The sequence below is a fragment of the Tangfeifania sp. genome (genome assembly GCF_055108615.1).
In genome coordinates, this window is the sequence record NZ_JBSQIC010000098.1 from 1 (window position 1) to 13,272 (window position 13,272).

At 43.6% G+C, this 13,272-nt stretch carries 10 protein-coding genes; 7 read left to right on the forward strand and 3 right to left on the reverse strand.

The genetic code is table 11. The features are described from left to right. The 5 genes from ACTCNA_RS15770 to ACTCNA_RS15790 form a co-directional block, all read left to right on the forward strand. Window positions 1-578 (forward strand): alpha/beta hydrolase family protein (locus tag ACTCNA_RS15770; protein ID WP_462948895.1); only part of this gene is annotated, 578 nt, incomplete at its 5' end. After that, on the forward strand, window positions 578-2,107 hold the full coding sequence (locus ACTCNA_RS15775) for a LysM peptidoglycan-binding domain-containing protein (protein ID WP_462948896.1): 1,530 nt from the start codon (window positions 578-580) through the stop codon (window positions 2,105-2,107). The genes ACTCNA_RS15770 and ACTCNA_RS15775, both read left to right, overlap by 1 nt. Beyond that, window positions 2,104-3,582 (forward strand): GDSL-type esterase/lipase family protein, encoded by a 1,479-nt coding sequence (locus ACTCNA_RS15780; protein ID WP_462948897.1) that lies wholly within the window; start codon window positions 2,104-2,106, stop codon window positions 3,580-3,582. Before ACTCNA_RS15775 ends, ACTCNA_RS15780 begins: the two co-directional genes overlap by 4 nt. Further along, window positions 3,572-4,816, forward strand: a complete 1,245-nt coding sequence (locus tag ACTCNA_RS15785; RefSeq protein WP_462948898.1) for a GDSL-type esterase/lipase family protein — start codon at window positions 3,572-3,574, stop codon at window positions 4,814-4,816. The genes ACTCNA_RS15780 and ACTCNA_RS15785 overlap by 11 nt, the downstream gene beginning before the upstream one ends. Window position 4,817: 1 nt before the next feature. Next, window positions 4,818-6,506, forward strand: a complete 1,689-nt coding sequence (locus ACTCNA_RS15790) for an MBOAT family O-acyltransferase (RefSeq protein WP_462948899.1) — start codon at window positions 4,818-4,820, stop codon at window positions 6,504-6,506. On the opposite strand, the gene ACTCNA_RS15795 is transcribed toward ACTCNA_RS15790, so the two are convergent. From ACTCNA_RS15795 to ACTCNA_RS15805, 3 genes are all read right to left on the reverse strand, one after another. Continuing rightward, on the reverse strand, window positions 6,507-7,778 hold the full coding sequence (locus tag ACTCNA_RS15795) for a DUF819 family protein (RefSeq protein ID WP_462948900.1): 1,272 nt from the start codon (window positions 7,776-7,778) through the stop codon (window positions 6,507-6,509). Between the two features lie 142 nt (window positions 7,779-7,920). Beyond that, window positions 7,921-9,423 (reverse strand): OmpP1/FadL family transporter, encoded by a 1,503-nt coding sequence (locus ACTCNA_RS15800; protein WP_462948901.1) that lies wholly within the window; start codon window positions 9,421-9,423, stop codon window positions 7,921-7,923. A 132-nt stretch (window positions 9,424-9,555) separates the two neighbouring features. After that, on the reverse strand, window positions 9,556-10,965 hold the full coding sequence (locus ACTCNA_RS15805) for a hypothetical protein (RefSeq protein WP_462948902.1): 1,410 nt from the start codon (window positions 10,963-10,965) through the stop codon (window positions 9,556-9,558). Between the two features lie 99 nt (window positions 10,966-11,064). On the opposite strand from ACTCNA_RS15805, the gene proS reads away from it, so the two are divergent. Together proS and pepT are read left to right on the forward strand one after the other, a co-directional pair. Further along, window positions 11,065-12,540: a proline--tRNA ligase gene (proS, locus tag ACTCNA_RS15810; protein ID WP_462948903.1), complete on the forward strand. Its 1,476-nt coding sequence runs from the start codon at window positions 11,065-11,067 to the stop codon at window positions 12,538-12,540. Between the two features lie 13 nt (window positions 12,541-12,553). Continuing rightward, window positions 12,554-13,272 (forward strand): peptidase T (gene pepT, locus ACTCNA_RS15815; RefSeq protein WP_462948904.1); only part of this gene is annotated, 719 nt, incomplete at its 3' end.

Genomic DNA, 13,272 nt, shown 5'->3' on the forward strand with positions numbered 1-13,272 from the left:
TGGCTTCGCAGGGATACATCGCTTTTACCATGGACAACCGCGGAACCAGTAATCGCGGAAGGGACTTTGAAACGGCCGTTCACCGCCAGCTGGGTATTTTGGAAACCGAAGATCAGATGCAGGGAATTGAATACCTTAAATCGTTGCCTTATGTGGATGCTGAACGCATTGGCGTACACGGCTGGAGCTATGGCGGATTTATGACACTGAACCTGATGCTGCGCCACCCCGAAGTATTTAAGGTGGGTGTGGCCGGCGGACCTGTGGTTGACTGGAGCCTGTACGAAGTAATGTATGGCGAACGCTACATGGACCGTCCGGACGAAAATCCCGATGGGTATGAAGAATCAAATATGGTTAACCACGTGGCCAACCTGGAAGGAAAACTGATGCTTATTCACGGTGTGCAGGACGATGTGGTGGTGATGCAACACAGCATGAAATTCCTGCGCGAATGTGTGAAACAAAACAAGCAGGTTGATTTTTTTGTGTATCCCACTCATCCGCACAATGTACGCGGAAAAGACCGGATTCATCTCATGCGAAAAGTGAGCGATTATTTCATCGATAATTTATAGTGCAACGCCGCAATTTGATTTCAAAACGAAAATATAACAGCATTTTTCACCCTCTTCTCGTAGTCCTGTTTTTCGGAATTCATCTACAGGGCTGGTCGCAACCGGGGTTGGATACTTTGGCGTGGCAGGAACGTTTTACAATGTTTTTGCAGGAAGATGAAACGGATGAATTTCTCACGGATGAAATTTACCCGGGAAGTTTTTCATTCAAACCTTCCCAGAATCCGGCTGCGGATTACAAAGAAATGGACCCGGGATTGTTCCGTGAGCCTTCGTCAAAATTGGCGGAGTATTATTCTTTCCTGGAAAATTTGAATCCCGAAGAAAAGCAAAAACTGATTCGCACATTTTCGTTTTTTAAAGACGATTTTCAGTCGATTCTTGAAAAGGAAGGATTGCCTGCTGAACTGAAGTACCTTCCGTCAACGCTTTCGGCCATGAATTTTTTGGCGGTTGGAGATATGCACCGGGCTGGAATTTGGCAGCTTACTCATTTACAAGCGGTGCTAAACGGGGCACAAATCAACAAACTTGTGGATGAACGGTTTCATCCGTTAAAATCAACCCCGTTTGCTGTGAACCAGCTAAAACACGATTTTGAAATCTACAACGACTACAACCTTGCAGTTGCAGCATTAATTTGCGGAAATACTGTGGTGAAAAATGCAATGGCCCAAGCCGGAGAAAATGGAGGATGGAACGAAATCAGTGATTATCTTTCTGAATATTTTCAGCAAACATTGGCTGCTTTCCAGGCGATGACCGTCTTTTTAAACACCAATAAATTTATTCGGAATGAGGGAATATTTTTTGAAAAACCGGATACTATTTTTCTGGATAAACAAATTCATTTCGAGCAGCTTGCAGAAATAAGTGGTCTTACAATCACAGATTTGAAATTCCTGAATCCGCAGTTTAAACATTCCATCATTCCGGCTGGCGTAAACACTTTTGAAGTGGCGCTCCCCGCCCGCACAAAAAATGAATTCCTCGCAATGCAGGATTCCATTTTTGAGATCGAAGATTCGACACTTTTTCAGCTTGCAGAACAACGCATTGAATACCCGCCGGAGCCTACCCGCAGTTTTATCGGGCAGGCAGCAAAAGACATTGAAATTGACGGGAAAACCCGGATTGAATATATGCTTCAAACGGGTGATGTTTTGGGAATTATAGCCGAAAAGTTCGATGTTTCGGTTTCGGATTTGAAATACTGGAATAACATTTACAACGAGCGACGGATTCAGGCCGGGCAGAAAATTTCCGTTTTTGTACCGGATGAAAAGGCAGCGTTTTATGTTGAAATGGCGGCTCCGACAGGAGGAAAAGAAAAAACGGGGGTTGATTATTCAAAAATTCCGGCTGACCGCAAAAAAGTGGAACATGTGGTGCAAAATGGTGAATCGCCATTTGTGATTGCAAAAAAATACGACGGGGTAACTCCCGAAGCTATTTTGCAGTGGAACCACATCGACAATGCGCGAAAAATTCAGATTGGACAAAAACTAATTTTATACATTCCAAAATGAAACCGGCAAAAATATTATTGTTTATGCTGGGCGTTTTCGTCCTTTTGGCTGCTGCAATGTGGTTCACCCCGCAAGATGGCGTAAAGATGGGGAAATTCACTTTTCACATGCCCACATTTAAAGAGATGCTGCTGGACGAAGATGTGGAATATGCCGATGTTTCGGCGATTATAAACAATCAGTTTAACATCGATTCGGCCGCCTCAATTTCTGTTGATACGCTTCACGGCGACACCATAAAAGAAGTTATTCCCAAAGCCAGTTACGACTCGCTGGTGAGCAAAATTCATAAACTGGAACTCATCCAAACCGGCCGACAAAACCTGTATCGTTTTTTTGAGCGGCTGGAAAACGACTCGTTAACGCGGATTATGCATTACGGCGACAGCCAGATTGAAGGTGACCGGATGACAGCTTTTATTCGTAACAAACTACAATTGAAATTTGGCGGAACCGGTCTGGGACTGCGTCCTGCTTTGCAACCTTACGATTTTGTGTTCAGCGCCCGACAGGAGAATTCTGATAACTGGCAACGTTATCCGTTGTACGGGAAAATCGATTCGTTGGTTGACCACAGAAAATACGGGGCGATGGCTGCTTTTTCAAGATTTGCGCCGTTAACTTACGATTCAATTCCATTCAGACCTACTACTGATTACAGAGCCGAATTAAATATTGCTGCAACTAATTTTTCATTTGAACTGACCCGGCGGTATGAGTATTTCAGGATGTTTTACGGAAATGCAAAAGAACCGGTGCAAATCCGGCTGGGAGCAAATGGTACAATTGTGTTGCGCGATTCCCTGAAAGCAAATCTTGATTACGGAGTGATTGAATGCGATTTGCCGGATACAACCGATAATATTTCACTGTTGTTTGAAGGATTTGACAGTCCTGATATTTATGGAATTGAGCTGGCTTCCCGGTCTGGCATTATTATCGACAACATTGCACTGCGCGGTAGCTCGGGACTCTTTTTTACACTGAACGATTTCGAGCACAGCCTGAAAATGTATGATGATTTAAAACCGGCGCTGTTTTTTCTGCAGTTTGGCGGCAATATGGTTCCATACCTCAGCGAGGGTGGACCCAAAAGAGTTAAAAACTATATGCGGGGATTCAGGGCGCAAATCCGGAGATTAAAACGAACCTGTCCCGATGCGGCAATTATAATTATCGGCCCAGGCGACATGTCAACTAAACAAAAAGACCGGTTTGTAACCTATAAAAATTTGCCGGCGTTGGTTGAAGCCATGAAAGATGTTGCAATGGCAACCGGATGTGGCTACTGGAACATGTACGAAGCAATGGGTGGAAAAAACAGTATGCCGTCGTGGGTAAATGCCGACCCTGAACTGGCGCGGCCGGACTATGTGCATTTTTCAACACGTGGCGCCCGGCTGATTGCCAATATGTTTTACAATGCACTCATTTTTGAGTACAACAACTATTTGCAGGGGAAAAATGAAAATTAAACTTTGTTACATACTGCTGATTTTATTTACGTTTCAGGCCGGGGCGCAGGAAAACTCCTGGTTGTACCGGGTGAACCGCTATGATTTTATCCGCTACGATTTAAATGAACTCCATCATTTTGGAAACGACCCGTATTCTGAACAATTTTACAGCAAGCTGGAAAAGCTTCTAATAACCGGCGAAGGAAAAATCAACATCGTTCAGATTGGCGGTTCGCATATCCAGGCGGGCACTTTTTCGGGGCAAATCAGGAACCGTCTCCAACAAATGAACGGCAATTTAAATGCCGGCTGGGGATTTATGTTTCCGTACCGGATGGCACGAACCAATTCTCCGTTTGGCTATTACATCCGGTATTCTGGCAACTGGAAAAGCAGCCGGAATGTGCAGAACCATCAAATTTGCGACCTGGGTGTGGGAGGAATTGCTGCTATTACCCATTCCGAAAAAGCTGAATTAACTGTTCTTCTTGAAAAAGAAAATCAGCTCGATTACCGCTTCAATGAAGTGCGGCTGTTTTACGAGGGAGAAAATTACTCCATCGATATTGATAGCTCATTACTTAGGCATTCAGAAGTAAATGACGGTTTCATCGATTTTGAACTAAAAAAACGGGTAGATAGCCTGACTATTGCTATTCAAAAAAAGAAAGGAACCGATGGAGAATTTATTTTGTATGGATTAATAACCGGGTCGGCTCCAAATGGAATTGTTTACCACAGCATTGGAGTGAATGGTGCCGATGTTCCGGCATTTTTGGAATGTAAACTGTTAGAAAAACAACTGGAGCAACTCAAGCCCGATTTAGTGATTTTAGGATTGGGAATCAACGATGCCTACGGACGCCGCTTTTCTCAGAACCGATTTGAAGAAAATTATACCGGGCTAATTCAACGCATCAGAAAAGCTGCTCCCGAAACTTCCATAATTTTTACAACAAACAACGACAGTTATCTTTATCGCCGCTACGTAAACCGGAACGGCGAAAAAGTGAAGGAGAGTATGTTCCAGCTGGCAGAAGAATTAGATGCAGGCGTTTGGGATATGTACTCGGTGATGGGCGGACTGAATTCCATTGTATTGTGGGAGCGCAAACGACTGGCGCAGCGCGATAAAGTGCATTTTACACGCGAAGGTTACCTGTTGCTGGGCGATCTGTTTTTTAATGCGCTCGCCAGAGATTTTGAAGAATATTTACAAACAAAAAACGAACTGACGCAACTTAAAAAGTAAATTGGAGTTTTTCCAGCAAATAGAATGGAGCGGGTTTCTGCGCAGTATTTTCCTGTACGACAAGGAATCGCCGCTGATTTTTACCCGTTTCTTTTTTTGGGGATTTTTTGCCGTGGTGCTGGCCGGCTACTCGTTTGTTTACAACAACCGTAACCGGAGTCTGCGTGCCGGCTACCTGTTTGCAGCCAGCCTCTTTTTTTATTACAAGTCCAGCGGTTTTTTCTTTTTTATTCTGATCTTCTCCACGCTGGTTGACTATTTTATCGGGAAAAGCATTCATAATTCGAAAAGTACGATGACCCGAAAGTTGCTGGTGACGTTGAGTGTGGTGGTAAATTTGTCGCTGCTGGGGTATTTCAAATATGCTTATTTTTTTACTGAGAGTTTGAATACGTTGTTAGGTGCAAATTTCGAGGTGGTGAATTACCTGGCGCTTTGGGCAAATCAGGCTACCGGAACTCATTTCGAAGTCAACCAGATTTTATTGCCGGTGGGAATTTCTTTTTTCACGTTTCAAACCATTAGCTATTCGGTGGATGTGTACAGGGGGGATACTCAGCCGGTTAAAAATTTAATTGATTTTGGGTTTTATGTCTCCTTTTTTCCGCAATTGGTGGCTGGCCCCATTGTGCGGGCATCGGGTTTTGTAAAACAGATTTACGAAGATTACCGGGTTTCGAAAACCGAATTTGGCTGGGCGGTATATATCATACTGAAAGGGCTGGTAAAGAAAATTTTTATCGGCGATTACATTGCCGTAAATTTTGTCGATCGGGTTTTCTCCGATCCCATTTCTTATTCCGGATTTGAAAACCTCATGGCTCTTTTTGGCTATTCGCTACAGGTTTACGTCGATTTTTCGGGCTACACCGACATCGCCATTGGCGTGGCATTGCTGATGGGATTCCGGCTGCCGCAAAACTTTAACTCGCCCTACAAAGCCAAAAATGTAGGAGAGTTCTGGAAACGCTGGCACATTTCGTTATCGTCGTGGCTGAGAGATTATTTGTACATCCCCATTGGTGGAAACCGCAATGGCTCGACTTTTAGTTATCTCAGCCTGGGAATTATTTTGGCTATCGTGGTTTTGCTGGCCGGCAAACTGATTCTGATTCCCATTTTTGCCGGAGTCGTTCTGCTTTTTGCAATTTTAGCTCGCATCTTCCCAAAAGTGAAACGCCAAATCGATACCAACATCAACCTGATGTTGACCATGCTTTTGGGCGGATTATGGCACGGTGCCTCGTGGCAGTTTATCATCTGGGGAGGACTCAACGGAGTAGGGTTGGTGGTTTACAAGTTCTGGCGGAAAATCAGTCCGTGGGAAAAGAAGACCAACTGGCTGGCAACGTTATGGAAAATAACCATCACGTTTTGTTTTATTACAGCCACGCGAATATTCTTCCGCTCCGAGTCGATGGACGTGGTTAACGGCATGATGCACCAGATTGGCACCAACCTCGATTTATCTATCGTTCCCGAAGTGCTGGTGGCTTACAAATGGGTATTCCTGGTAATGCTTTTCGGATTTTTCACGCACTGGGTGGGCCAAAAATGGAAAGACCGGCTAAAAGATGCCTTTATTGCAGCGCCGCTTTGGCTGAAGATTGTGATTTCGGCTGCAGTTATCATTATAGTTTATCAATCCATTTCTGCCGACATGCAGCCGTTTATCTACTTTCAGTTCTGATTACAAAATTTTTCCTATAAAAATACCGAGGTACGAACCGAACGCAAATCCCAAAATACCGATAGTTATTCCTCCGATGATTACATCTTTGTTTTTCAGGGCACCGGCAACTGCCGGCACAAACGGCGGTGAGTAGGTGAGGGCTGTAATGGCAATAATTGTTGTGTCGGCATCTACTTTAAAAATGCGGGCCAGCCCAACATGAATGATCATGGAACCCACAACTACCCAAAGCACGTACAAAAACAGTTCGAGAAATTCAATCTGGAACATTTCGCGCAAGTTGGCCATCGATGAGAGCACCAGGCAAAAAACAATTATAAAATACATGCCCAACGGAAAGCTGATATTTAGTTTGTTGACAGGTTTTATTAATGAAGCTCCCAATCCAAGCGTGGTTATAGCAAGAATTATCACAATTACCTGGTCCGACTTAGGAACCAAAAGCGATAATCCGCCGCCAATTCCAAAAGCTATAATTGCATAGAGCAGTGATTTTCCCATATCGGGCAGGTTTTCTTTTTTGAACAATCCATCGTAATTTTCCATGTGGCTGTTTTCTTCTTCCATTTCAATACGCATCACATTTTCGGCTTTCCGGATTACCCCATAGCGGGGAAGAAACGTGTGGAATAAACGTTGGGCTACCGTCATAAGGAAAAGCAATGCCACTGAGCCAATAATTAAATCGTAGGTATGGGTGAGAATGAAAATGTCGGGACTTACCTTCAGCGCTGTGCCAATAGCAGCCAGGTTGGGTGTGCCGCCGGTATAAACGCCAATCAGCATTCCTGTAACTTTATCCGATTCACTAATGTTATGTGCAAACAAAAAATAACCCACAAAAATGGATGCAAGTAGCGAAAATATTGCCAGAACAAGAGACAGGAGAGTGTTTCGTGCATTTTTCAGCCATTTTTTCAGGTGAAGTGAAAAGAGCAGTAATGGCAATGCAATGAGAATGGTGTAGTTCATGATATTCTCCTGAATCCGTGCAATCATATTGTAAGTGAAATCGCCTTCCACGTAATTGGGAGAATTCATATATTGCTGAAATTCATCCGGCGGGAGGTAATTTTGTGTGCCCCCCAGCAGTTGAACCAATGTATCACTTGGTGTTGGCAAGATACCAATGTTTCCAAAAAACAACCCGATGGCATAGGCAAGCACAACAGCACCTATGCGGTTAAGTGTGTTCGAAATTTTACATAAATAAATGAGGAGAACGGGTGTGAGTAGATAAAATAGGATGAGGCCGATAGTTGTCCACATAGTTGTTTTTATTACTACTAAATCAAAAATAGTTATTTTTCTGATGCATGAACCAGAATATCGGCCACAAGTTATAAAAACAAAAAAAAGCACAAACAAACATCTGTGCTTTTTAAAACTTAAAATTCAACTATTATTAACCTCAAAACTTAAATCCGAAAGTGAAGCGTACGTTGTTTTTAGTTGTGTTGAAATGTGCCATTTCGGGCATATTATAAAAATCGGTTGGCGGAGCAGGATAAAGGGAATCGTAATTTCCTGTATCGGTATAACGGTAGGCTAAATCGAAAAAGAAACCACCGCTGCGGTATCCAATTCCGGCCGAATAAATATTCGTGTTCACATCGGCATTTGGCTGTGAAACTCCAAATGCATTTTCGTTATAGGCCGAAGGATAATATTCGAAACCTGCACGCAGACTAACACTGCTGGTTGCCAGGAATTCGCCGCCAACTCTCAGGTTGCCAACCGAACGGTAAGCTTCAGAAATTTCGTCGTTTTCATCAACAAACTGGTAACCATCACCTCCGCGGCGTAAATTTGCCGATGCGTAATCCACAAATTCATAATCGATACTCAGCAAACCTTTTTTTGCAATCACAAAAGCGCCGCTTAATGTGGCACGCAGGGGAGATTCCAAATCGTAGTCATATTCCGAGTAGGGCGATTGGGCTTCAAAATTGCCCATTACACCCTCTTCATCGGCAGCATTCGAATACATCGAAGTTTCAAACCCATCATGAAGATTGTAAAATGTTGGTGTATGAACCGATGCGCCCAACCTGATTTCATTTATGGGTTTGAAAATTACCCCAATTTTCCCGTTGTAGCCAGTTCCCGAAGTGCGTAAATAAGAGTCAAATTGCATTTCGTTGAAAAACTCACTTCTGTTTTGTTCATCCCACTCCAGTAGTTCAGAAGTTTCTTTGTAAAATACATCAACGATTCCTACGGAAGCTCCTAAATACAACTTGTGGTTAAAATTCATTCCCATGGCCAGCGAGTATTCATTCATGTAACCTTGTTTGGTTATGCTTTTGCGTTGACTTTGCCCGTAATTAGCCCCTTCTGAATCCAGGTCATGCCAGTAAACATCGCTGTTGTCTTCTTTCCAAAGCAAGTAGGTATCCCAGGCCAGCTGTTCATAAAAGTCGCTCCAGTTGCCAACTGTAGCATTATCTGCCATGTAATCGAGAAATGAACCATCAGGATTGGTGGCTCCGGCAAGCATGTTGTTGTTAAAATCTTTTAACCTGTTGTAACCAATGCCCACATTCAGGTTAACAAGTCCGGTTTCGCTCTTGTTGCCGGTTTGAATTGCCGAAACATAACTCAGGTTGTTTAGTGAAAAATTGTATTTGCTGTCATTCATCGTATTGCCAAAGTAACTTGACTCAACTTTTGACTGGCCGAAAGCAGGTGTTAAAACGAGCTCATCAGCGCGGTATAAACCGAGTCCGGCGGGGTTAATACTTACCGAAGTGAAATCACCTCCGAGTGCACCAAATGCATTTCCCATTGCGCCGGCCCGTGCCGTTCCCTGCACCTGAAATTGTGAATAACGTAAGGCATCGGCTAAATCCTGTGCCTGCACGAAAAAAGGCACAAGCATTATTGTTGTTACAAGTGTTATTAATCGTTTCATCTTACTAAATTTATTGTTTTCAATGGTTTTATTAAATAAAAACTACCAACCTCCTGAATATTTTTTATTCATTGTTTATGAGGCTTATGGCATTTTTGTTTCTGTTTTTGCCTAATTATTAATTATACAATTCTATCTTCTCCTTCCTGAAGATGAGGATGATGAGCGGCTGCTTCCGGAACTCCTTGAAGACCCTGAGCTCCTGGATATTGAACTCCCGGTGCTTCTGGTGCTTGAGCCGCTGCTCCTGTAGGTGCCCGAACTGCTGCTCCTGCTTCTTGTAGGAGTACTCCTGTAATTTCCGGAACTCGATGATTTTGTTGGCGTACTGCGGTAACTCCTTGATGAGCTGCTGCTTGTACTTTTTGTATAGGTGGAGCTGGAGCGGTAAGTGCGGTTATAGCTCGATGTTGACCGCGGCTTGGTGTACCGGATGTTTGAATTGCTTCTGCCCTGGCTCACTACCCTCGGTTTAGTGTAATTGGTTGATGGCCGTGTATAAGTTTTTTGCGAGGAAGTGCTTCCCGGTCGGGTATATGTTCTGGTATTGGACTGGCCTTCTGAGGTTCTTCTTCTTTCGGTTAAAACAGCATTGGTTGTTGACGATTTACGGTCAGTATTAACACTGTTTCTGTTTTCTGAACTGCCTTCGCGCGCGCCCGAACTTGAAGTGCTTCTGCGGGTAGCCTGTGAACTTTCCTCGGCTGTGCGGCTTACTTCACCATTCCTGCTGCTTTTAGTTGTTGTACCATTAGCACGTGCAGAAGTGGTGGTCGTGCCACTTGATTGGTTATTCACGTTACGTACGTTTGTTCCGGTAGTTCTTCTTTTTCCGTACCTGTAGTTATCTGAATCGGCATACCATCTGCTGTTGTTGTAGCCGCTGTAATAGCCTGAATAATATCCGCTATACCATGAACTGTAGTATGGATATCCCCAACTGTAGTAAGGGCTGTTCCAGTAGCTGTAATAAGGCGAATAGCCGTATCCCCAGCTATAGTAAGGTGAGTACCAGTTATATCCCCAGTTCCATGAGAAGGACCATGAAGGAGAATACCACGAATAGTAGGGATCGTAATACCAACTGTCCCAGTAAAACGGATCGTAGAAATATGGACGGTGGAACCTTCTTATGCGGTATGCATAATCGAGGGCATCGCCGTCGTAATAATTGTTTATTACATATTTCATTTCGTCGTCGTTGTAATAAACGGTGGTGTCTGTTTGATCCATGTCTGCTTGATCCATGCTGTATGTAAGTGCATCAGCATCTTCTTCGGTGCCTTCGAAAATGTAGTTGTTCATAGTTTGTGAACCTTCTTCATTTTCTTCAATCTCGCTGATAATCATTCTTTCAGATGATTTTTCCTGAACAGGCTCATTTTGGGTAATTGTTTCTTCTTCTTCAACAGTTATCGGTGGAGGAACATCTCCCGGGTTGAAGTAGATGTCGTCCGAATAGTTGCTGGAGACATACGACCCCGTGGTACATGCACTAAAGATGAGTGCAACCACCGCTAAAATTGTTAATCTTGATTTCATAACTCTTCCTCCCAGTTTATTAATGTCAATAATATTTATTTTCTTTGTGAACGCTTAAATCATTAAAGTAAACTCAAAATTTGTACCAAATTTAATAAAATGGCGAAAGAATTAACACCACGAAGCGATAATTACTCACAGTGGTACCAGGATCTGGTTATAAAGGCAGATTTGGCCGAGAATTCGGCAGTGCGGGGGTGCATGGTTATAAAACCTTATGGTTATGCAATTTGGGAGAAAATGCAGGCCGAATTAGACCGGATGTTTAAGGAAACGGGACATGTAAATGCATACTTCCCGTTATTTATTCCAAAATCTTTTTTTAGCAAAGAAGCCGCTCATGTTGAGGGATTTGCAAAGGAGTGTGCGGTGGTAACACACTACCGCTTAAAAAATGATGAAGAAAGTGGTGAAATCGTGGTCGATCCGGAAGCTAAACTGGAAGAAGAATTAATTGTTCGTCCAACTTCAGAAACTATAATTTGGAATACGTACCGCAATTGGATTCAGTCGCACCGCGATTTACCTTTGCTCATTAACCAGTGGGCCAACGTGGTACGCTGGGAGATGCGTACCCGTTTGTTTCTGCGCACGTCCGAATTTTTATGGCAGGAGGGGCACACCGCCCATGCTACCAAACAGGAAGCTATTGATGAAACCATTAAAATAATAAATATTTACGCCGAATTTGCTGAAAATTTTATGGCCATGCCGGTGATAAAAGGATTAAAATCGGAAAATGAGCGTTTTGCCGGTGCAGTGGATACTTACACGATTGAAGCCCTGATGCAGGATGGAAAAGCCCTGCAGTCAGGTACTTCTCACTTTTTAGGACAGAACTTTGCAAAGGCCTTTGATGTAAAATTTACCAATAAAGAGGGAAGGGAAGAATACGTTTGGGCTACCTCGTGGGGTGTTTCCACCCGTTTGATGGGAGCGCTTGTTATGGCTCACTCTGATGACAACGGACTGGTTTTGCCGCCTAAACTGGCACCGATTCAGGTAGTTATCGTGCCAATTTATAAGAAAATGGAACAGTTGGGTGTGATTTCAGAAAAAGTGGACACGATTGTTGCCGAGCTGAAAGAAAAAGGCATTTCAGTGAAATTTGACGACAGCGACAACAAAAAACCCGGCTGGAAATTTGCCGAATATGAGATGAAAGGCGTTCCTGTTCGCCTGGCCATGGGCCCGCGCGACCTGGAAAACGGAACCGTGGAAGTGGCCCGCCGCGATACGCTTACAAAAGAAGTAGTGCCGCTGGAAGGAATTTCAGAATATATTGAAAAACTACTTGATGAAATTCAGCAGGGAATTTTCAACAAAGCACTCGATTTCAGAACGAAAAATATTACCAAAGTGGATACCTGGGACGAATTTAAAGAAACGCTGAATAAAAAGGGTGGTTTCATTTGGGCGCACTGGGACGGCACATCTGAAACCGAAGAGAAAATAAAAGCAGAAACAAAAGCAACTATTCGTTGCCTCCCGCTCGATAATGAACAGGAAGAAGGAGTTTGCGTTTATTCGGGCAAACCTTCAAAACAACGGGTTCTTTTTGGGTTGGCTTATTAACAAGGAAAATTCAATGGAAAAAGTAGTAGAACGGTTTTTAAAATACGCGAAAGAATATACCACTTCAGACCCTGAAAGTAAAACTTTCCCGAGTACTGAACGTCAAAAAGTTTTCATGAAAAAACTGGAAGCTGAACTCAGGGAAATTGGCTTGCTGGAAGTGGAAATGGACAAATATGGTTACCTGATGGCTACCATCCCGGCCAACGGAGTTGAAAACGCCCCGGTGGTGGGATTTGTAGCGCATGTGGATACCAGCCCCGACTTTTCGGGCGAAAATGTGAAGCCGCAGATTATTGAAAATTACGATGGGACACCGGTGAAGCTGAAAAATGATGTGACCATCAATCCGGCTGAATTCCCTGAAATTCTGAAATACAAAGGACAGTCGATTATTACAGCTGACGGAACCACGCTTCTCGGAGCCGACGACAAAGCCGGAATTGCCGAAATTGTTACAGCAGCCGAAATTTTGCTCAACGATAAAAGCATCAAACACGGAAAAATCCGGCTGGGTTTTACGCCCGACGAAGAAATTGGCAAAGGTGCCGATCATTTCGATGTGAAGAAATTTGGGGCCGACTTTGCCTACACACTTGATGGCAGCGAACTGGGCGAACTCGAATTTGAAAATTTTAATGCTGCCAGTGCAAAAATAACTGTGAACGGCCGCAGTGTGCATCCCGGTTATGCCAAAGACAAAATGGTGAATGCCCTGCTGGTGGCCAATAA

Bases quoted from the DNA above. Each gene is read 5' to 3' on its own strand.
- ACTCNA_RS15780 (WP_462948897.1), top strand. From the start codon at position 2,104: ATGAAACCGGCAAAAATATTATTGTTTATGCTGGGCGTTTTCGTCCTT.
- ACTCNA_RS15785 (WP_462948898.1), top strand. From the start codon at position 3,572: ATGAAAATTAAACTTTGTTACATACTGCTGATTTTATTTACGTTTCAG.
- ACTCNA_RS15795 (WP_462948900.1), bottom strand. From the start codon at position 7,778: ATGTGGACAACTATCGGCCTCATCCTATTTTATCTACTCACACCCGTT.
- ACTCNA_RS15800 (WP_462948901.1), bottom strand. From the start codon at position 9,423: ATGAAACGATTAATAACACTTGTAACAACAATAATGCTTGTGCCTTTT.
- ACTCNA_RS15805 (WP_462948902.1), bottom strand. From the start codon at position 10,965: ATGAAATCAAGATTAACAATTTTAGCGGTGGTTGCACTCATCTTTAGT.
- proS (WP_462948903.1), top strand. From the start codon at position 11,065: ATGGCGAAAGAATTAACACCACGAAGCGATAATTACTCACAGTGGTAC.